Origin of the sequence: Miltoncostaea marina, assembly GCF_018141525.1 — a bacterium.
GTDB classification, from domain to species: Bacteria; Actinomycetota; Thermoleophilia; order Miltoncostaeales; family Miltoncostaeaceae; genus Miltoncostaea; species Miltoncostaea marina.
The window spans coordinates 2,897,723-2,917,219 of the sequence record NZ_CP064655.1; the positions used below are offsets into that span (position 1 = coordinate 2,897,723).

At 72.2% G+C, this 19,497-nt stretch carries 16 protein-coding genes and 1 pseudogene; 7 read left to right on the forward strand and 10 right to left on the reverse strand.

The window, feature by feature from the left end:
• Window positions 1-63: 63 nt before the first annotated feature.
• Genes ITJ85_RS14690 through ITJ85_RS14705 form a run of 4 tightly spaced genes read left to right on the forward strand, consistent with a single transcriptional unit; the run spans window position 64 to window position 6,360 of the window.
• Window positions 64-1,284, forward strand: a complete 1,221-nt coding sequence (locus tag ITJ85_RS14690; protein ID WP_217913850.1) for a type I restriction-modification system subunit M — start codon at window positions 64-66, stop codon at window positions 1,282-1,284.
• A complete protein-coding gene (locus ITJ85_RS14695; RefSeq protein WP_217913851.1) occupies window positions 1,278-2,051 on the forward strand; it encodes a hypothetical protein in 774 nt (257 codons plus the stop codon). Before ITJ85_RS14690 ends, ITJ85_RS14695 begins: the two co-directional genes overlap by 7 nt.
• The gene (locus tag ITJ85_RS14700) at window positions 2,041-3,306 is read left to right on the forward strand and encodes a restriction endonuclease subunit S (RefSeq protein WP_217913852.1); all 1,266 of its coding nucleotides are present in this window, start codon (window positions 2,041-2,043) and stop codon (window positions 3,304-3,306) included. The genes ITJ85_RS14695 and ITJ85_RS14700 overlap by 11 nt, the downstream gene beginning before the upstream one ends.
• On the forward strand, window positions 3,307-6,360 hold the full coding sequence (locus ITJ85_RS14705) for a type I restriction endonuclease subunit R (RefSeq protein ID WP_217913853.1): 3,054 nt from the start codon (window positions 3,307-3,309) through the stop codon (window positions 6,358-6,360).
• A 521-nt stretch (window positions 6,361-6,881) separates the two neighbouring features.
• Here ITJ85_RS14705 and ITJ85_RS14710 read toward each other — a convergent pair.
• From ITJ85_RS14710 to ITJ85_RS14720, 3 genes are all read right to left on the reverse strand, one after another.
• Window positions 6,882-7,511, reverse strand: coding sequence for a hypothetical protein (locus tag ITJ85_RS14710; protein WP_217913854.1), 630 nt, complete (start codon window positions 7,509-7,511; stop codon window positions 6,882-6,884).
• 469 nt (window positions 7,512-7,980) lie between these two features.
• Window positions 7,981-9,456 carry a P-loop ATPase, Sll1717 family gene (locus ITJ85_RS14715; protein ID WP_217913855.1) on the reverse strand — a complete coding sequence of 492 codons (1,476 nt, stop codon included), beginning with the start codon at window positions 9,454-9,456 and terminating at the stop codon, window positions 7,981-7,983.
• Window positions 9,457-9,675: 219 nt separating this feature from the next.
• A complete protein-coding gene (locus ITJ85_RS14720) occupies window positions 9,676-10,110 on the reverse strand; it encodes an SRPBCC family protein (RefSeq protein WP_217913856.1) in 435 nt (144 codons plus the stop codon).
• A gap of 182 nt (window positions 10,111-10,292) precedes the next feature.
• Here ITJ85_RS14720 and ITJ85_RS14725 point away from each other — a divergent pair, with 182 nt between their 5' ends.
• Window positions 10,293-11,531 carry an MFS transporter gene (locus tag ITJ85_RS14725; RefSeq protein WP_217913857.1) on the forward strand — a complete coding sequence of 413 codons (1,239 nt, stop codon included), beginning with the start codon at window positions 10,293-10,295 and terminating at the stop codon, window positions 11,529-11,531.
• Here the strand turns inward: ITJ85_RS14725 and ITJ85_RS14730 are convergent.
• Together ITJ85_RS14730 and ITJ85_RS14735 are read right to left on the reverse strand one after the other, a co-directional pair.
• The gene (locus ITJ85_RS14730) at window positions 11,494-12,579 is read right to left on the reverse strand and encodes a sensor histidine kinase (RefSeq protein WP_217913858.1); all 1,086 of its coding nucleotides are present in this window, start codon (window positions 12,577-12,579) and stop codon (window positions 11,494-11,496) included. The two genes, ITJ85_RS14725 and ITJ85_RS14730, sit on opposite strands and share 38 nt — an antisense overlap.
• Before the next feature lie 7 nt (window positions 12,580-12,586).
• Window positions 12,587-13,603, reverse strand: a complete 1,017-nt coding sequence (locus tag ITJ85_RS14735) for a response regulator (protein WP_217913859.1) — start codon at window positions 13,601-13,603, stop codon at window positions 12,587-12,589.
• A gap of 105 nt (window positions 13,604-13,708) precedes the next feature.
• On the opposite strand from ITJ85_RS14735, the gene ITJ85_RS14740 reads away from it, so the two are divergent.
• Both ITJ85_RS14740 and ITJ85_RS14745 read left to right on the forward strand, forming a co-directional pair.
• A complete protein-coding gene (locus ITJ85_RS14740) occupies window positions 13,709-14,047 on the forward strand; it encodes a hypothetical protein (protein ID WP_217913860.1) in 339 nt (112 codons plus the stop codon).
• Window positions 14,044-15,240: an MFS transporter gene (locus ITJ85_RS14745; RefSeq protein WP_217913861.1), complete on the forward strand. Its 1,197-nt coding sequence runs from the start codon at window positions 14,044-14,046 to the stop codon at window positions 15,238-15,240. The genes ITJ85_RS14740 and ITJ85_RS14745 overlap by 4 nt, the downstream gene beginning before the upstream one ends.
• Here the strand turns inward: ITJ85_RS14745 and ITJ85_RS14750 are convergent.
• The 5 genes and pseudogenes from ITJ85_RS14750 to ITJ85_RS14770 form a co-directional block, all read right to left on the reverse strand.
• Window positions 15,229-16,341, reverse strand: a complete 1,113-nt coding sequence (locus tag ITJ85_RS14750; protein WP_217913862.1) for an NAD(P)/FAD-dependent oxidoreductase — start codon at window positions 16,339-16,341, stop codon at window positions 15,229-15,231. The genes ITJ85_RS14745 and ITJ85_RS14750 overlap by 12 nt on opposite strands.
• Window positions 16,342-16,465: 124 nt before the next feature.
• A pseudogene (locus ITJ85_RS17560) lies at window positions 16,466-16,624 on the reverse strand (SAM-dependent methyltransferase); the annotation flags it as partial.
• A gap of 168 nt (window positions 16,625-16,792) precedes the next feature.
• On the reverse strand, window positions 16,793-17,116 hold the full coding sequence (locus ITJ85_RS17455; protein WP_217913863.1) for an MMPL family transporter: 324 nt from the start codon (window positions 17,114-17,116) through the stop codon (window positions 16,793-16,795).
• Window positions 17,083-18,903 (reverse strand): MMPL family transporter, encoded by a 1,821-nt coding sequence (locus ITJ85_RS14765; protein ID WP_217913864.1) that lies wholly within the window; start codon window positions 18,901-18,903, stop codon window positions 17,083-17,085. The genes ITJ85_RS17455 and ITJ85_RS14765 overlap by 34 nt, the downstream gene beginning before the upstream one ends.
• A 101-nt stretch (window positions 18,904-19,004) precedes the next feature.
• The gene (locus ITJ85_RS14770; RefSeq protein ID WP_217913865.1) at window positions 19,005-19,433 is read right to left on the reverse strand and encodes a hypothetical protein; all 429 of its coding nucleotides are present in this window, start codon (window positions 19,431-19,433) and stop codon (window positions 19,005-19,007) included.
• Between the last annotated feature and the right edge of the window lie 64 nt (window positions 19,434-19,497).

Here is a 19,497-nt window from a genome sequence, read left to right on the forward strand (position 1 = left end):
TGCGCGTCTCCCCGACCCCGGCGAAGCTTCGGGGCTGAGGCCGTGCCCGGGTCGGAAGCGCGCATGAGTCAGCTGCGCAATCACGCTGCGTTCATCTGGTCGATCGCGGAGACCCTGCGGGGTCCCTACAAGCGGTCCGAGTATGGGCACGTCATCCTGCCGTTCACTCTGATGCGCCGGCTCGATCAGGCGATGGAGGACACCAAGGACGCCGTCGTCGCCGAAGCAAAGCGTCGCCGCGATCAGGGAATCGAGAACGTTGAGCCTCTGCTTCGGCGTGTGGCCGGGCGCATGTTCTTCAACTCCTCGCCGCTTCGCTTCTCCCAGTTGCCGGCCGACCCGCGCCACATCGCGACGAACCTCGCTGCTTACATCGATGGCTACTCCGAACACGCTGGCGCGGTCTTCGCCAACTTCGACTTTGAGCGACAGATCCAGCGCCTTGAGGAGCATGACCTGCTTCATGCCGTCGTCTCGAAGATGTGTGAGGTCGATCTCGCCCCTGAGCGGGTGTCCAACCTGGAGATGGGCTACACGTTCGAGGAGCTGATCAGAAGGTTCGCCGAGTCCTCGAACGACGAGGCCGGCGAGCACTTCACGCCGCGCGAGGTCGTCCGCCTCATGGTCAACCTCCTGCTGGCCGGAGACGAGGAGGCGCTCGCCGGATCGGCCCCGATCCGGACCGTCTATGACTGCGCCTGCGGGACCGGCGGCATGCTGTCGGAGGCCGAGGCCCACATCCGCTCGATCAACCCGAGGGCCACCGTTCACCTGTTTGGGCAGGAGGTGAACCCGCAGTCGTATGCGATCTGCCTGGCCGACATGCTCATTCGCGGTCAGGATCCTTCGCATGTCGTGCGCGCGAACACGCTGACCAGCGACGCGCACCGCGGAGAGCATTTTCACTACGGGATCGCGAATCCGCCCTTCGGACGCGACTGGAAGGGGGAGTATCCGACCGTCAAGAAGGAGTTCGACGCCGAGGGTTCGGAGGGACGCTTCGCCCCGGGTCTCCCTGGAAAGGACGATGGCCAGACGCTCTTTCTGCTGCAGCTGCTCTCCAAGATGAAGCCTGCGATCGACCAGAGCGGCGATCTGCTCCCCGATGGTGGCTCGCGCGTGGCGATTGTCCACAACGGCTCGCCGCTCTTCTCCGGAGGACCGGGGTCAGGGTTGTCGGAGATCCGACGCCACGTTATCGAGAACGACCTGCTCGAAACGATCGTCGCGCTCCCCGAGCAGCTCTTCTACAACACGGCATCGCGTCGTACGTCTGGGTGCTGACGAACCGCAAGGCTCCCGACCGCTGCGGCAAGATCCAGTTGATCGACGCCCGTGATCTCTGGGTGAGGATGCGAAGGAGCCTGGGCGAGAAGCGCCGTGAGATGACGTCGGAGCATGTGGATGAGGTCACTCGCCTTCACGGCGAGTTGGCCGACGGGCCGCGGGTAATGGTCCGGCCGAACGACTTCTTCGCGTACCGGAGGATCACGGTAGAGCGCCCCTTGCGTGGCTACTGGGTCGTCGATGACACGACTTGGAGTGATGCGGACGGCCCCGATGGGCCGCTGGCGAAGCTCGACGCCGAGCAGCGCGCCGCCGCACTCACGTCGCTCAAGAAGATGACCCCGGCGCGATACGAGGACGAGGGCGCTGCTCGCGCTGCCCTCAAGGCGGCCATCGTGCCGGCGCTGGGCGCGGCAAGGGCTCCCCTTCTCAAGGCTCTTGCTGCGACATGTTTCGTCCGCGACCCGGGAGCTTCGCCTGTTCGGGACACGAAGGACCAGATGCTCCGTGATCCCGAGTTGCGCGACGCGGAGATCGTCCCGTGGCTCGAAGATGTTCAGGACTACCTCGAAGAGGAGGTCCTCCCATGGGCGGGCGACGCCTACGTGACGGATCCCGAGGGGCGCCAGGGCTACGAGATCCCGTTCACCCGGCTCTTCCACCAACCGATCGAGCCGCGCTCGAGCTCAGAGATACGACACGAGATCCGGGCCCTCGACGGTGACTTCCGCATGGCGATCGAGGCGGTTCTCGATGGCGACTAGAACCGCTCCGCTGTGGTCACTCGCCACATGCAATGACGAGGCGCTGGCCGAGGACACGTACCCTGACCTCGAGTTCGAGTACATCGACATCGGCAACGTCTCGACGGCACGCATCAAAGGCTCGGTGCGCGTGGCCTTCGGAGATGCCCCGAGTCGCGCTCGGCGTGTCGTGAGGTCTGGTGACCTGATCATCTCGACCGTCCGAACCTATCTAAGAGCTGTCGCCACTGTTCCTCCCGACCGCGACGGCGACGTCGTCTCGACCGGATTCGCCGTGCTGCGAGCGAGGCCTGGGGTAAGCGCTCGATACCTGTACTACGTGGTCCTGGACCCAGGTTTCATCGACCGGGTCGTGGCGCGCTCTGAAGGGGTCAGCTATCCGGCAATCACCACGAACCGCCTCGTCCGGCTGCACGTCTGGAGTCGGACGCCCGAGGCGCAGACCGACATCGCCAGCTTTCTGGACCGAGAATGCGATCGGATCGAGTCCGCGTCACGTAGCTGCGCCGCCCTCGGCGGGCGCCTTCGCGATCTCGAGCGCGACATCGCCGACCGGCTCGTGGGCGGCCTCGAGACGAGGCCCCTCAAGAGTATGGCGACGGTGCAGTCCGGGCTCACCCTGAACGAGGCGCAGACACGCGAGGCCCACGTCGAGCTGCCGTACCTTCGAGTTGCCAACGTCAAAGCTGGCTGGATCGACTTGAGCGAGGTCAAGCATACCGCAGTCGCCCCAGACGAGATTCCCCGCTTCTCGCTTCGCGAAGGCGACCTGCTTCTCACTGAGGGCGGTGACCTTGACAAGCTGGGACGCGGAGCGGTCTGGAGCGGGGCCATCGCGCCCTGCCTCTTCCAGAATCACGTCTTCGCGGTCAGGCCGCGGACCTCCAGGTGCATCCCTGCGTTTCTGTCGTGGGCCACGCGCTCGTCCGCCGCTCGTGACTACTTCCAGGCTACGGCGAGCCGAATCACCAACATCGCCTCTACGAACAAGGAGAAGCTGGGACGCTGGCCGGTGGCGACTGGAGAGGAGGAGGAGCTTCGGCGTCGGCTCGCCCGAGCCGATGAGGAGTGGGCACACGCCACGGAGGCCTGGAAAGCGTCGAGCCGACTCGTGGGACTGCTCGCGGAGTATCGCGACTCCGTGGTCCACGAGGCGGTCGCAGGCAAGCTCGACGTCGCCGCGGCCTCGGAGGCGATGATGAGCGAGAGACTGCACGCCGTCGCGGAGGGCGAAGCGGACCGGGTGAGCGCCTAGATGGCAGTGCTGGACCACACTGAAGCGGGCTTCGAGACGCTAATCGTCGACCACCTAGTGAGCGCCGGTGGTTGGGCGGAGGGTGATCCGAAGCGCTACGACCGCTTGCTGGGCCTCTACCCGGACGACTTGGTGGCCTTCGTCAAGGCGACGCAGAGCAAGGCCTGGGAGAAGCTGGTCAAGCACCTGGGCACCGAGGACTCCGCCGGACAAGCCCTCGCCAGAAGGGTCGGCGAGCAGATATCCAAGCGCGGCGCGATCGACCTGATCCGCAGTGGTGTCGTGGAACGGGGCATCCGGTTCAAGCTCTGCTATTTCCGGCCCAATCTCCAAGCCGATGAGAGCGGGCGCATCCTCTACGACGCGAACCGGCTAACCGTCGTCCGCCAGATCCACCATGACCCTGCCCGTTCCCAGGACTCGATCGATCTGGTCCTATTCGTCAACGGCATCCCAACCGCCACCGCGGAACTCAAGAACAAGTACTCGTCCACCGGATGGGATGTCGAGGAGGCCATCAGACAGTACCGCGAGGACCGTGATCCCCGGAACGTCCTGCTGGGCGAGCGCGCTCTAGTCCACTTTGCACTCGACGGCGATCTCGCCTACATGACGACACGGCTCGTTGGCGAGGGGACGCGGTTCCTCCCTTTCAACCAGGGCTCAGGCGGCCCCGGGCAGTACGGAGGCAAGGGCAACCCGCTCACCGGCTCGGCCGGCCATCCAACCGCCTACCTCTGGGAGCGGGTCTGGCAGCGCGACAACTGGCTAGAGCTTCTCGATGACTTCGTCTTCGACGAAGGCGATATCCCAGGTCGCCAGGTCGTCTTCCCTCGCTACCACCAGTGGGATGTCGTGCGCTCCTGCACCGCGCACGCGCAGGCTCACGGCGCCGGACAGGCCTACCTGATCCAGCACTCAGCCGGCTCGGGCAAGACGAAGGAGATCGCCTGGCTGGCGCATGATCTATCGGCCCTGCACGGCGGCGACGGTCGGTCGGTCTTCGACAAGGTGATCGTCATCACTGACCGGCGCGTTCTCGATGCCCAGCTGCAGCGCCAGATCCGAGCCTTCGCCCAGACCCAGAGCGCGGTCGTCGAGATCGACGAGGACTCCCAGCAACTGCTGGATGCGCTCACCGGGCAGACCGCCAAGGTCATCATCACGACCCTCCAGAAGTTCCCGTTCGTTCTGCAGAAGCTCGCGGGCGATGACACCACCGCACAGCTCAAGGCGCGGCGATACGCGGTCATCGTCGATGAGGCCCACTCGTCCCAGACCGGCAACGCCGCGGTCGATCTGAAGGCGATCATCGGTGCACGCAGGGTCGCCGACCTCGATCTTGACGCGGAGGAGATGGACGGCGTCCCAATCGAGATGCTGGCCCAGATGGCGGCTCGCGGAAAGCAGCCGAACATCAGCTACTTCGCGTTCACAGCCACGCCCAAGGGGCGCACCCTTGAGCTGTTCGGAACGAAGATCGAGGGGGCCGACCGCTACGCGCCGTTCCACATCTACTCGATGCGTCAGGCGATCGAGGAGGGGTTCGTCCTCGATGTGCTTCGCAACTACACCTCCTATGACCAGCTTTACCGGCTCGAGGCGCAGGCCGAGAAGGAGCTGCCCAAGGGCAAGGCCCGCTCGAGGATCGCGGCCTTCGCGCGCTTCCACCCGTACGCCAAGAGCCAGAAGGCGCGCGTGGTCCTCGACCACTATGAGCGCGTTGTGCGCCCCCACCTCGACGGCGAGGCCAAGGCCATGGTCGTGTGCGAGAGCCGGGTGGAGGCGGTGCGCTGGAAGCAGGCGCTCGACCGCATCGTCGAGCAGGAGGGACGGGAGGTCCGCGTTCTGGTCGCCTTCTCGGGAGAAGTTGAAATCGAAGACCCCGGCGAGGCCGACTTCGGCGAGACCTATCGCGAGTCGCAGATGAACAAGATTGAGGGCCGGCCGTTGCCGGACTCCCGCCTTCCGGCGGAATTCGACAAGCCCGCCTACGGCATCCTCGTCGTCGCCGAGAAGTACCAGACCGGGTTCGACCAGCCCAAGCTTGTCGCGATGTATGTCGACAAGTCGTTGACTGGCATCAACGCAGTCCAGACCCTGTCGCGTTTGAACCGGATCAGTCCCGGCAAGACGGACACCTACGTCCTCGACTTCGTCAACGACCCGGAGGACGTCCTCGACGCGTTCGAGCAGTACTACGGGCGCACGGAGGCGCTTCCCTCCGATCCCAACCTGCTCTCCGACGCCGCTCAGACAGTCCTCGACCGAAAGACGCCTGACGGCCAGGCGGTGATCGATGCCGAGGAGGTGGCGGCCTTCGGTGCCATCTACTCTCCGACGGCCTCGCACCATGACCTGAGCGCGAGGTGCCAGCGGTCGTTCGCAGCCGCCGCCGAGCTTGAGCCCGAGGGCCTCCACGGCTTCCGGGGAGATCTCGATCGGTTCGTGCGCTTCTACAAGTTCCTCAGCCAGATCGTGCCCTTCCTGGCAGTCGAGCACGAGGCCCTCTTCCAGTTCTGCCGGTTCCTCGGGCTGCGCCTGCGGGCCCGCGCCGAAGGAGGGGTCTCGGTCGCAGACTCCATCGAGCTGACCCACTACCGCCTGGTCGAGGGCCGGTCCGATGACCTCGATCTCGCCGGCGCAGATATCCCTGACCCACTCCAGGCGATCCGGGGCGACGCCACGGGTCGGGGTGCCGGTGGCGACATCCCGATGGGCCTCCTCGGCGAGCTCGTCGAGTTGTTCAACGAGCGCTTCGGCGCCGACCTTTCTGACAGTGACGCCGTGCGACCGGTCCAGGACCTGATCGACAAGGTGGCCGAGATTGGAGAGGCGCAGGAACTGCGCGCACAGGCACTGGGTAATAGCTTCGAGGACTTCGAAAGAGGCAAGCAGGACGTCCTCCTGGAGGCCACCCTGCAGGTCAAGGACATCAACGATCTCGTGCTTCAGAAACTGCTCGACGACGAAGCGGTTCGCGAGCAGATGACCAGCCTCGTGATGCGCAGCCTCTACGAGCGGTACAGGACGGAGGCGTCGCCGGGTTCCTAGGGGATGCCCCAGGGTAGGTCCGGTGGCACCCACTGGTCCTCTTGGTCCCAGACGTAGGGGCGCTGAAAGAGCGGGATGACGTCCCGGACGCCACGCTTGAAGGCTCGTTCACAGTGTGGGTCGCCGGCTTCGTATCGCGCCAAAGGCGACCGCAAGTTCCGGGCCTCCCGGCGAGCAGACCGTCGCCGGTCGGCCATCGGCCGGACCGACCCGCGTCGTCTTCATCGGGCTCCGAAGGAGCCTCTGGCTCTCCCAGATCGCTTACACCGAGAGCCATCGCGGCGACCGACTGCTACCAGGTCGCACCGCACGGCGGAGCGCAGGTGCGACTGTTGCAGCTCCGGGCCGCGCGTCGTTGTGCCAGTTCATCCAGGCCGTTCCTCTGTTATCGGTCCCGCCCGGCTCGGATTCGTGCCCGCTGCTTCCTCCGCCTCGCGCCTCACGGGGTTGCGGGCGTAAACGCCCGTCCCGCAGCGCTGGCACATCCCTTGCTAGACCTCGCGAGGCGCGGCTCAGGCCGGCTACCCCGGCGGCGGGTGCGCGCGAGGCCCGGCAGCGGCTGTCAGCCCAGCGCGAGGCTGAACTCGGCCGAGCAACTCCCAGAGCCGCGAGGCGGAAGGTGAGGTCAGGTCCTCGCGCTTGATCTCCACCAGCCGGGCGGAGCTGGACCCGGCGGGAGGGACTGACGTGGTCGAAGGATCGGCCTCCTTGGCCTTCCGGCGAGCTTCCCGACGGCGCTCGGCGCGGCTCGCCTTCTCTTCGCGGTTGGCGGCCACTCGTCTGGTGACCTCGCGTGTACGGACGAAGGCGATCTCGAGCACCCGCACCGCGCCGCGGCCGTAGCCGCGGGCCTCGGGGTCGGGGAGCGCCCAGTCCCGGACCAGGCCGGCGCGGGCGGCGTCGAGGCGCGTCCGCCACTCGGTCCACCGCGAGACACCCATCGCGCGGGCGAGCTCGGCGGGCCGCACCTCCCCGCGGCTGCGCCAGGGCCCGAGCGCGAGCTGGGCGACGATGAACCAGCTCACGACGTTGGCGACGCGACGCCCGCTCAGCCCGGAGTCGGCGAGCGCCGCCAGGACGGTCTGGCCGACCGCGGCGAAGCGCTCGCCGGCGAGGGCCTCGATCTCGAGCGTGCGGGCGGGGTCGCTCACGCTGGGCGTCGCCTCGACGGTGTTGCGACCGGGCAGCTGGTCGCCATCCGGAGCAGGGGGTACTCTTCGACCACTGAGCGGTGATCTTTCGTAGTGACCGACCCGGGGCAGCCACCCTGGGTCGCGTCGTTTCTGGGGCCGGTGCGTGTGGCCATCCAGCCTGGTCCACGAGGCGGCTGGCGGCCAGCAGCCTGCGGTGGGGATCTGCCGCGCGGAGCGATGTCGCCTGGCTCACGGTCACCGCCCGGGGCCGCTGGTTGCGGCCCATTCGTGCCGGACTCTCCCGGCTGGTCTCCCACCAAGGGAGCGAATGTGGCGCTTTGCAGCGGGGATGAGCTGGATTCGCGCCATCTTGAAAACCGTTGTCCGGTGCAAGCCGGACCGTGGGTTCGAATCCCACCCCCTCCGCTCCGCCCCGCAGCGTCGCCACTCTCGCCGTGGCGCAACCGAGAACTGAGGCAGCGTCGCTTCAGCTCACGCTGTGGGCGAGCAGGTTGAGCGCGTGCCATGCACCCCTGTGGACGACGAATGGTTTGTCAAAATCGATGCCCGCGTTGCGATTTCGGTAGCGCCACGACTGCACGCGGTCTGGGTGTCCATCCCTCTCCAAGCGATCAACGTTTCCGAGAGCGCTGCACTCGAAGAGGACTCTCAGCGCTTCACGCAGCTGCGCATCGGTGAAGTGACTCGATTCAATTGCGTGCCCTTGCAGCTGCTGGTACGTGAACTCTCCAAGCCGCAAGCCGCCAATTAGGCGAACGAGGTCCCCCACCTCTTCCGGCTCAAGGTAACCAGCAAGTTCGTCCTTTAGTTCCGGAACGAAGTAGCCCGTCGAGTACTCGCGTGCCCCGCGCACAACCTCACCCTCGGGCACGTCCGCTGCTCCTGAAGCCTTGACTTGAACATAGCGCAGTAGCTGCAGGAAATCGCGCGGCGTCCGTCGTGTCCGCTCAAGAAGATAGCTCGCCATTCGCACTTGCCGACCGGGTACAGTGATAGCGGAAGGAAGGTAATCGTTGACAACATTGGAGCCTTCGTACCCAGCTAAGCGGGCCCTATGTGTCGCGAGGGCGATCAGGGGCGAGTCTGAGATGCGCTCTCCCTGATACCAATCGAGGTCAATTGCGAAGTCACGAAGCTTGTTAGTGTTCGGGCTCGGTAGCCGTTCAAACATGTCGGTACGACACAAGAGCACGATCTTCCGCACCGAGTTGGCTCTATCGAGGCGTTCGTTCTCCTTGTTCGCCTCGTGGATCAACGAGGCGAGCACCGTGAAGTGATCCTCGAACATCTGAAAGGTTGCATCCAGCCCATCAACGATCAGAAGATGCACGCACTCGGTCTCGGCGTCGATGACGATCTTTCGTAGAGCATCGCGCACGTGGCTCAACACCAAGACGGGCTGGTTCTGAGTCTGCTTTCGCGAGAAGTTGAAGACCTTGGGCAGCGTCAGCGCAAGATTGGTCTCGCGCGACGCCAGAACGAGTTGGCCTAGGTCCGACGTTCCGAGGAGGCGCAGCTTCTTCAGTTCGGACTCGAGTCGGGGGACGTCTGGGTTGTAGTGGTGAGCGCTCTCGTCGTGCGTCAGCGATTCGAACAGCTTCAGATTGAGCAATAGGGACCACGCCACGTTGGTACGCGCCGCTAGCGCTTCGTTCCCCGGTACGACCGCGGGCAGTACGTCGTAAGGGAAATCGCTGAGCTGGACGAGTGTTACGAAAAGTTCCGACGAGCGTTGAGCACGCAGTGCTAAGTGGTGCGCGATCGCAGACTTGCCGCTGCCCTTATACCCAAGAATAAGGAACGCCGGATCGGACATGATCTTGGCGAGGACGCCCCCATGATCGAAGAAGCCCTCGTCGAGCAACCTTGGATTGCGCCGGACTTCGGTCTCGGCGCTTAGATCGCCGAAGTAGATGTCGGCGAACTTCGGCTCAGGGCTCATGGGTTGCACCGCAGACGTCGGAGAGAGACGGGCAACGGAAAGGGGGGACACGAAGAGCTCATGCGAGCACCGCCTGTTCGGGCGAACGTCGGGATCACTCTACCCCGGTTGTCTGCGCCCCGGTGCAGGCGAGGAGACGTTGCGGCACGGACGGAGGTTTGGGTTCAGCTTCAGTCGCGCAAGGCCCGCTCGCTCCGCCGTCCGGCGCCGGGCGCGCGCCTACGACCCCTCGATCACGCGCTTGAGCGTCCGGAGGTCCTCTCCGAGCTGGCGCCCGGCGGCCCGCTTCTGGAGCGGCTGCAGCAGCCTCAGCCAGCCCCGCGACGCCACCTCCACCGCGCGCGTGACGCGGGTGCCGCCCGGGACCTCCTCGACGGCGGAGTGCCACCGCTGGTCGGGGACCGGGCCGCCCGTGGCCCGGTCCGTGCACCGCCGCCCGGCCTCGTAGGACGTCCGCACGTACGGCGTCTCGAAGCGGCGGCCGAGCGACCGGATCGTCACGACGAAGCGGTCGCCCTCGCGCGGCGCGCCGGGGGCGGCCGTCCGCACCTCCACGACGTGCGCCATCCACCGCGGGTAGTGACCCACGTCGGAGAGGTACTCGAAGACCTCCGCCACGGGCCTGCGGATCTCCACGCTCGCCTCGAGACGCATCGCGCCGCGCCCTCCCGTGCCGCCGGATCCTCCGGAGACCATGACCGCGACGGCCCCGCCGCGGCAAGCGGGCGGGCCGTCGCGCCGGCGCCGGTGGCCGGATCGGACCGCTCGCGGCGCGGGCGCCCCTCGCGGCGGCGGCGGGCCCGCGCGACGCTCGCCGCGGACGAGGCGGAGGGCGCGTGCGCGGACGGGGCGACGACGGGCGGGACGGGGCGGGCGGGCGGCGCGACCTGCGGATCCTGGTGGGCGCGGTGGGGCTCTCGACGATGGGCGACCACGCCGCGCTGACGGCGCTCGTGCTGCTGGTGCACGAGGGGACCGGCTCGTCGCCGGCCGTGGCCGCGCTGCTCGTGGGCCTGTGGGGGCCGGTCGTGCTGCTGGGCGGTGCGGCCGGGGCGCTGGTCGACCGGGTCGAGAACGTGCGCCTGCTGGTGCTGGGCTCGATCGGCCAGGCGGCCGTGGTGCTGGCGATGGCCGTCGCCGTCACGCCGCTCGCGGCGCTGCTGCTGGCGCCCCTGCTCGGCGTGGGCATCGCGGTCGTGCAGCCGGCGGAGTTCGCGCTCGTGCCGGCCGCGGCGGGGCGGGTGCCGGTCGCCGCGGCCGGCGGGCACGTCGAGTCGGCGCGCTACGTCGGCATGGCGGCGGGGCCGCTGGTCGGCGGCGGCCTGGCGGCGGCCGGCCTGGTGCGCGGCGCGCTGCTGATCGACCTCGCCACCTCTCTGGTCGTGGCCGTCGCCGCCGGCCGGCTCACCGCGCGGCGGCGGCCCGGGGCGGCCGGCGCGCGCGGGCGGGCCCGCGCGCGCGACGGCCTGGTGGCCCTGGCCGGCGACCGGGTGCTCGCCACGGCGCTCGCCGGGGCGGTCGCCTCGCTGCTCGTCGTGAGCGCGACGGTCGTGGCGCTGGTGCCGTTCGCCGCCGAGGTGCTCGGCGCCGGCGGCGCCGGCTACGGCGCGCTGGTGGCCGTCTGGACGGCCGGCATGGTCGCCGGCGCGGCGGGGCTGGCGCGGCGCGTGCCGGCGCGCGCGCACGCCGCGGCGGCGCTGGCCGCGGTGGTGGCGCAGGGGCTCGGCATCCTGGCCGGCGCGGCGGCCGCGGCCCTGTGGGCCGTGGCGCTCGCGTACCTCGCGGGCGGCGCCGCCCAGGGCCTGAAGAACGTGCTGCTGCGGGCGCTGATCCACGAGCGCGTCGCGCCGGCGGTGCACGGGCGCGCCTACGCCGCCTACAACGCGGCGCGCAACGGCGCCGAGCTCGCCGCCCTGTTCACGGGCGCCGCCCTCGTGGGGCTGCTCGGCCCCCGGGCGACGCTCGCGGCGGCGGGCGCCGGGTCGGCCGCGATCGGGCTCGCGGCGCTGCTCGCCCTGCGGCCGCGGGCGCTGCCGCTCAGGTTGCGGCCGGCCCCGGCCCGCCCGCCGGCGTGAGCGGCAGCCGGGCGCGCACCAGCGTGCCGCGCGGCTCGGCGTCCCCCACCGCCAGGCCGCCGCCGAGCGCCTCGAGGCGGTCCCGCAGACCGCGCAGGCCGGTGCCGCGCGCGGGGTCGGCGCCGCCGCGGCCGTCGTCGCGCACCTCCACGACGAGGTCGTCGCCCTCGACCGCCACCCGCACCCGCGCCCGGCTCGCCTCCGCGTACTTGCTGACGTTGGTCAGCGCCTCGGCGACGACGAAGTAGGCGGTCGACTCGACCGACGGCGGGAAGCGCGCCTCGACAACGTCGAGCTCGACCGGGGGCCGGCTGCGCGCGGTGACGCCGCGCACGGCCGCGGCGAGCCCCCGGTGCACCAGGATCGCGGGGTGGATGCCGGCCGCCAGCTCGCGCAGCTCCGCCGTGGCGCGGCGGGTGGCCTCGAGCGCCTCGTCGATGAGCGGCGCGGGGCCGGCGTCGCCCGGCCCCGCCGCGCCGCGCGCGAGCTGCAGGCTGATCACCGCCTGCACCAGGTGCTGCTGCGCACCGTCGTGGATGTCGCGCACCAGCCGGCGGCGCTCCGCGTCGGCGGCCTCCACGATGCGCGCCCGCGAGGCGCGCACCTCGGCCAGCAGCGCCTGCTCGACCTCGTGGCGGCGGCGCTCGTCCTCGGCGCGCAGGGTGGCGGTGAGATCGCGGAACATGACGGCCACCCCGGGGCCGGTCGCCGTGCTGATCGGCGCGGCGTGGTACGAGACCGGCAGCATCGAGCCGTCGCGCCGCACCCACCAGTCGCGGTCGCGGCGGTCGCCGCGCCCCTGCAGCCGCACGGCGAGCAGCGGGCACTCCGCCGCCGGGAACGGGGCGCCGTCGGGGCGCTTGTAGTGGATGGTCTCGTGGCTGGGCCGGCCGATGAGCGCCGCGGGCTCGTCGTAGCCGAGCAGCCGCAGGGCCTCGGCGTTGGCGAAGGCGGTGCGGCCCTCGCCGTCGATCAGGTACAGCGCCAGCTCCCCGCTGCGGATGAGGGCCTCGGCCACCTGTTCCGCGCTCCAGCCGCCCGCGCTCACGCCGGCCTCACGCGCGCAGGAAGGCGAGGACGGCCAGCACCCGCCGGTTGTCGGCCGGCGCGTGGCCCAGGCCGAGCTTGGCGAAGATGCTGGTGAGGTGGCGCTCGACCGCCGCGGGCGTCACCGACAGCGCCCCCGCGATGCCCTGGTTGGAGCGCCCCTCCGCCACCAGGGCCAGCACGTCGCGCTCCCGGGCGGTGAGGGCGCCGAGCGGGTCGTCCACCCGGCTGCGGCCCACCATCAGGGCCACCACCTCCGGATCGAGCGCCGAGCCGCCGCGCGCCACCCGCCGCACCGCGTCGGCGAAGGCGTCGATGTCGCCCACTCGGTCCTTCAGCAGGTAGCCCGCCCCGTCGGCGCGCTCGCCGACCAGCTCGAGGGCGTAGCGCTCCTCGAGGAACTGGGAGAGCACGACCACGCCGGTCTCCGGTCGGCGGCGCCGGATCTCGATGGCGGCGCGCAGGCCGTCGTCGGTGCGGTCGGGCGGCATCTGCACGTCGGTGATCACCACGTCGGGACGCCGCGCCTCGACCGACCGCAGCAGGGCGGCGGCGTCGCCCACCCGGTCGACCACGTCGAAGCCCGCGTCGTCGAGCAGGCGCGCGAGCCCCTCGCGCAGCAGCACCTGGTCCTCGGCGAGCACCACCCGGGGGCGGCCGAGGCGCGGGGGCAGCCGGCCCGCGAGCACGCCGGCCAGCGACTCGGCGTCGAGCTCGGCCTTGAGCACGAACCCGCGTGCGCCCGAGCGCTCCACGTCGACCGCCGCGCCGGTCAGGTCCTCGGTGGACATCAGCACGACGGCGGGCGCGTCCGGGCCGCCGGCGAGGCGGGCGGCGAGGTCGAAGCCGTTCGCGTCGGGCAGGTTGACGTCGAGCAGCACCACGTCGGGCCGCAGCCGCCGCGCCGCGCGCACGGCCGCCTCGCCGCCGAGCGCCTCGCCCACGACCTCGAAGCGCGGCTGCAGCAGGCGGCGTGCCAGCCGCAGGTAGCCGGCCTCGTCATCGACGATCAGCACGCGGGCCACGCCGCAATGATGCCCGCCCCGGCGACGGCGGATGTGGGGTTTCCCACAGCGCCGGCGGGCCCCGCGCGCGTCACCATGTGGGGGGATCGACGAGGAGGCGGAGCAGTGACCGAGCGAGCGGGCCATCCGGCCCGGCGGGAGACCCGCGAGGAGATCGTCGCCCGCGTGGTGCGCGAGCAGGAGGCGTTGCACCCGGTGGCGGCCTACGACGAGGCGGCCAGGCGCCGCGTGCGCCGCTACCTCTACGCGATCTGGCCCGCCGGCATCGTCGTGGGCCTCGTCGCGATGTGGGCCGTCGGCTGGAGCTGGATCGAGGGCTTCGGCTTCGGCGTCGCCTTCGCGGTCGCCCTCTGGTACATGGGCATCGTGGTGCTGACCGAGCGCGACGACGGCCGCGTGCACCGCCAGGTGCGCGACCTCGTGGCCTCGCGCCGCACGCGGTGACCACCGGGCGGCCGGCCGCGGGCCGGCCGCCGGCGTACGCCGCGCTGCTGGCGGGGGCCTTCCTCGTCTACGCGTCGGCGAACGCGCCGGTGCCGATCGCCGGCGAGCTGCGCGCCGGGCTCGGCCTGGGCGCGGGCGACGCCGGCGTGTTCCTGCTGCCCTTCGCGGCCGGCTTCGGCCTGGGCAGCGTGCTGTGGCTGGCGCTCGCCCGCCGGCGGGCGCCGCGCCTGCTGCTGCCCCTGGCGCTGACCGGCGCCGCGGCGGCCACCGCCGTCTTCGCCGCCACCGGGTCGGCCGAGGTCGCGGTGGCGAGCCGCGTGCTGCTCGGGGCGGTCTCGGCCGGCTACCCGGCGGTGGCGCAGGCGGTCATCGCCCGCACGACCCCGGCCGCCCGGCTCGGCCGCCGCATCGGCGGGTTCGTCGCCGCCGTGGTGGCCGGCAGCTTCATCGGGCAGGCGCTCACCGGCGCGCTGGCGGACGCCGTGTCGCCGCCCACGGCCCTCCTCGCCCTGGGCGTGGCGGCGCCGCTCGCGGTGGCCGCGGTGCTCCTGCGCGCGGTGCCGCCGGGCGTCACAGACGCGCCCGGCGCGCCGGGGGCGGCGCGGGGCGGGCGGCGCGCCGTGCGGGGCGTGGCGCCCGTGCTGGGCGTGGCCGCGCTCGCCTTCGGCGGCTACTGGCTGCTGATGGCGGAGCTGCCGGCCGCCCTGCGCGGCGGGCGGTTCGGGCTCTCGGCCGCCGAGGCCGGCGCGCTGCCGGCGATCGGCCTGCTCGGCGCCGTCACCGCGCTGCTGGTGGGGCGCCTCTGCGACCGGCTGGGTCGGCGCGCGCCGCTCATGGTCACGCTGTCGCTCGGCATCGCGGGCCTCGCGCCGACCCTCGCCGCGGACGCGCCGCTGTGGCTGTTCGCCGCCGGCTACGGCGGCTTCCTGGCCGCGTACTGGGCGTTCCTGCCGGCGGCCAGCGCGGAGGTCGCCGCGCGCACCGGGCCCGCGGAGCGCCAGACCACGCTGATGGCGTTCTACGCCGCGATGTGGGCCGGCGCGGCCGTCGCGCCGGCCGCCGGCGCCCTGCTCGACTGGCGGGGCGCCGCGACCCTCGCCATGGGCGCGTGGGCGCTCGCGCTGGTGCCCGCGGCGCTCTTCGGCGGGCGTCCCGGGCAACGGCCGCTGGCCGCCGGCGGGCTACCCGCCTGACGTGATGCGCCCGGCCGGCAGCCGGGTGGGCGCGAACGGCGCCGCGTCGACCGAGCGCGAGGCGCCGTCGAGGATCATCTCGGCCACCATCCGGCCGGTGGCCGGGGCGTTGAGGATGCCCCACGAGGCGTGGCCGGTGGCCAGGTAGGTCCCCGGCGCGCCCGGGACCGGGCCGATCAGGGGCACGCCGTCCACGGTGAGCGGCCGGTAGCACGCCGAGCGCGCGACCACCTCGGCGTCGCGGAGCGCGCTGGAGTGGACGCCGGCGATGCGGTGCAGCTCGGCGCAGGCGCGGTCGGTGGGCTCGATCTCGTCGGGGTCGTCCGGCAGGGAGCCGTGCTCGGGCTGGCCCGAGACGTAGACCACGCCGCCGGCGCGGGGGTAGATCTCCACGGTCATGCGGCCCCGGCCGGGGCCGACGTACTCGCTGAAGACGGCCTGGGCGGGGACGTCCGCGCCGAGCACGAGGCTCGCGCTCTTCGTGCCGAACACCTGCGGCAGGGCCAGCCAGCGCTGCGCCCGGCTCGTCCACGGGCCCAGGGCGAGCACCACCACGTCCGCCGGCCGCGGCGCCCCGTCGACGACCACGCCGCTCACGGCCCCGTCCGGGCCGCCGAAGGCGAGCCCCTCGACCACGCCGGTCACGAGCTCCGCGCCGGCCGCCACGGCCTCCTCAACCATCGCGGTCGTGAAGCGGCGCGGGTCGACCTGCGCGGTGGTCTCGGCCCCGCCGATCACCTCGTGGGCCACGACGTTGCCGTCGAGCCAGGCCGGGTTGGGCAGCCGGCGGTGGCGCTCGAGGTCGCCCTCGTCGGCGGCCGCGGTCATCAGGGCGTCCATCGGCCGGTAGCCCAGCCGCTCCGCGCCGAGCTCCTCGGCCAGCCGCCGGTGCAGGCCGAAGCTCGCCCGGGCGAGCTCGTCCAGCGGCGTGCCGGCGTTCCAGTCGAGCGCCAGGAAGCCCGCGGCCTTGCCGGACGCCGCGGCGGCGGGCCGCGCGCGGTCCACCAGCACGGGCCGGGCGCCGCGGCGCGTGAGGAAGTACGCGACCGACGCGCCGATGGCGCCCGCCCCGCAGACGACGATCCGCATGCCATCGGCCATGCCGGGATCGTAGGGCACGCCGGGCGCGGGGCCCCCACGGGCCGGGCGGGGCGCCGAGGGCCACCTTCACGTCGATCAGCGGCGTGCCGTCGACGGCCTCCATGCCGCGCACGCGCAGGCGCGCGCCCTCGACGGCGAGGACCTCGACCCGGTGCAGCCCGACGGGGTCGGGCCGGTCGGCGGAGCGGGTGCGGACGACGCCCGTCAGGGGGGCCGCCGGGTCGTCGCGGGGGTGTACCCGCACGATGTCCCGGAGCGCCAGGTGCAGCCACGTCAGCACCACCAGGCGGTCGCCCCGGGGGCAGGCTCTCGGGGGCGCCGGCCAGATCGTCGTCGGTGACGAGCCACGCCTCCGGGGCGCCCTCCTCGCCCTGCCTCGGCGCCGCCGGCGGGTCGCGCAGCGGCGACTCCACCCGGCCCACCGGCCGCAGGGTGACGGCCGCCGAGCCGCTCACGCGCGCTCCGCCGCGCGGGGCGCGGGGTCGAGATCGAGGGCCACCGTCCCCCGGCGCTCGGGCGCCGGCATGCTCGCCGGCACCCGCAGGATGCGCGCCGCCCACGGCGGCATCCACCAGTTCCATCGGCCGAGCACGGCGACGAAGGCCGGCAGCAGCATGCTGCGCACCACGGTGGCGTCGAGCAGGATGCCCACGGCGAGCGCGGTGGCGAACATCTCGATGTCGGTCCCGGGCGCCGACGCGAGCGCGACGAACGCCAGGAAGAGGATCAGCGAGCCGGCCGTCACCAGCCGGCCGGTGCGCGCGAGGCCGGCCACGACCGCCCGCTCGCTGGAGCCGTCGCGGTCGTGCTCAGCGGGATCCAGACGGTCAGCGCGCCGGTCGGCTCGATGCCGAACAGGGCGCCCGAGCCGTTGCCCTCCTGCCAGAACCACACCAGGAAGCCCCACACGGCGCCGATGGAGATGACGTTGAAGACCACGGCCTTCAGCGGCAGCAGCAGCGACCGGAACACCCGCGCCGGCAGCACGTAGGTCACCGCGACGATCACCAGCGCCACCCACGCGACGTTGCCGTAGACGGCGTCGTTGAAGCCGGCGGTGCCGGGCACCGTGCCGCCCACCAGCACCGTGCCGGGCAGGCCCGCGGCGGCCTCGCGCACCGCCTCGACCGCGCCGGCGTCGTCCTCCTCGCGCGGGAACACGTCGACGGCGGCGGTGCCGTCGCGCCGCCACCGCGGCGAGGAGGGCGCGATCGCGCCGCGCACGCCCTCGACCGCCCCGAGGCGCCGCGCCGCGGCGGCCGGGTCGCCGCCGACCACCGCCACGTCGAACGGGGTCGGGGCGGCCGCGCCGACGCCGTGGTCCACGAGCACGTCCAGCGCCTCGCGGGCCTCGCCGGACGAAGCGAGCGCGTCGGCGCGCGGGACGCCGGTCGAGAAGCCCAGCACCGGCGCGAACAGGGCCGCCATCACGACGAGGGCCAGCGCGCCGACCGCCCACCGCCGCCGCACCAGGAGGCGCCCCCACGGGACCCACGCCTGGCCGGTGGTGCGGGTGCGATGGCGCAGGCCGATGCGGTCGAGCCGCGGGCCGGCCGTGGCGAGCACCACCGGCAGCAGGGTGACGGCCACCAGGACGCTCACGATCGGGATGAGCATGCCGCCGTAGCCGATGGAGCGCAGGAAGGGCACGGGCAGCACGACCAGGGCGAGCAGGCCGATGGCGACCGCGATGCCGCTGAACACGACGGCCCGGCCGGCGTGCTCCATCGTCGCCACCACCGCCTCGTCGCGCGGCCTGCCGGCCGCGACCTCCTCGCGCCAACGCATCACGATGAGCAGCGCGTAGTCGATCGCCACGCCCAGGCCGATCAGCGAGATCAGGAACTGCACGACGACCGACACGTCGGTGACCGCGGCCAGCGGCCACAGCACGAGGAAGGTCGTCGGGATGGCGATCGCCGCCATCAGCAGGGGCACGAGCGCCATGCTGGAGCCGAACACGAACAGCAGCACGATCAGCGCGCCCAGGCCGCCGACGAGCGTCTCGGCGAGCACGCTGGGCTCCTCCGACTCGTCCTCGCCCACCAGCAGCGTGTCGAGGCCGGTGACCCGCACGGGCGCGCCGGCGACCGTCGCCCCGGCCGCCGCCGCGCGGGCCGCGTCGATGGCCTCCCCCGCCGGGTCGAACGCGACGTCCGACGGCGGGAACCAGACGACGCCGAACGTCGCCCGGCCGTCGTCGGCGACGAAGGGGCGGTCGCCGGTCGAGGCGAGGTCGGCCCACCGCGAGCCGGGCACCGCGTCCGCCACCCGCTCGACGGCGGCGCCGAGCTCGTCGCGCACGCCGGGCGAGTCGACCGTCGTGCCCTCGGGCAGCTCGACCACCGGCACGAGCGGGCCGGACACCTGCGGCCCGCCGTTGCCGTACCGCTCCAGGATGAGGTCGGCCGCCTCGCTGCTCTCGCGCCCGGGCAGGTCGAACTTGGGCGACAGCGCGTCGACCGACGGCCCGATCGACGCGACGGCGGCGACGGCCACGACGGCCCACGCGGCGACCACGGCGCGCCGGTGGCGCAGGACCCAGCGGGTGAACCGACGCACGACGCCTCCCCTGGCTGGTGACCGGGCGGGTCGCGGCCGCCCCCGCTCAGCCGCGGGACGACGCTATGCCCGCCGCCCCGGGGGGTCCACTCGAGAACTGCTCACCGCGAGGGGCGGCGCCCCAGGCGGTCGGCGCGCATGGCGAGGGCCACCAGCTCGCCCCCCAGGGCGCCGTCGGCGGCGCCCGCGGCCGCGAGGGCGTCGGCGCGCAGCGCGGCCACCTCGCCGGGCGGCGGCGGCGTCGCCGCCTCGAGCGCCGCGACCCGCAGCGCCAGCGCGTCGGCCTCGGCCCGGCCCGCGGCGGGCGCGGCACGCCGGCGCCGGCGGCTGATGAGCCACCAGACGATCCCGAGCAGCGGGACCTTCAGCAGCACCAGCGCGAACAGCGCCCAGAGCACGCGGGCGCCGGGGCCGTCCATCACCGAGGGGGTCGCCGCCAGCAGGAACGTCCCGAGCAGCGCCAGCGCCACGGCGAGCGACACGAGCGCCACCCGTGCGACGGCGTGGGCGGTTGCGCGGCCGGCGGTCACCGCGCCATCATAGCGGAGTTCCGAATATTCATAACTTCGAATATATGGGCGCAGCGGCCGGGCG

What these genes read in the sequence shown, in the direction of transcription:
- ITJ85_RS14690 (WP_217913850.1), top strand. Translation starts at nt 64, where the DNA reads ATGAGTCAGCTGCGCAATCACGCTGCGTTCATCTGGTCGATCGCGGAG.
- ITJ85_RS14700 (WP_217913852.1), top strand. Translation starts at nt 2,041, where the DNA reads ATGGCGACTAGAACCGCTCCGCTGTGGTCACTCGCCACATGCAATGAC.
- ITJ85_RS14705 (WP_217913853.1), top strand. Translation starts at nt 3,307, where the DNA reads ATGGCAGTGCTGGACCACACTGAAGCGGGCTTCGAGACGCTAATCGTC.
- ITJ85_RS14715 (WP_217913855.1), bottom strand. Translation starts at nt 9,456, where the DNA reads ATGAGCCCTGAGCCGAAGTTCGCCGACATCTACTTCGGCGATCTAAGC.
- ITJ85_RS14720 (WP_217913856.1), bottom strand. Translation starts at nt 10,110, where the DNA reads ATGCGTCTCGAGGCGAGCGTGGAGATCCGCAGGCCCGTGGCGGAGGTC.
- ITJ85_RS14750 (WP_217913862.1), bottom strand. Translation starts at nt 16,341, where the DNA reads ATGGCCGATGGCATGCGGATCGTCGTCTGCGGGGCGGGCGCCATCGGC.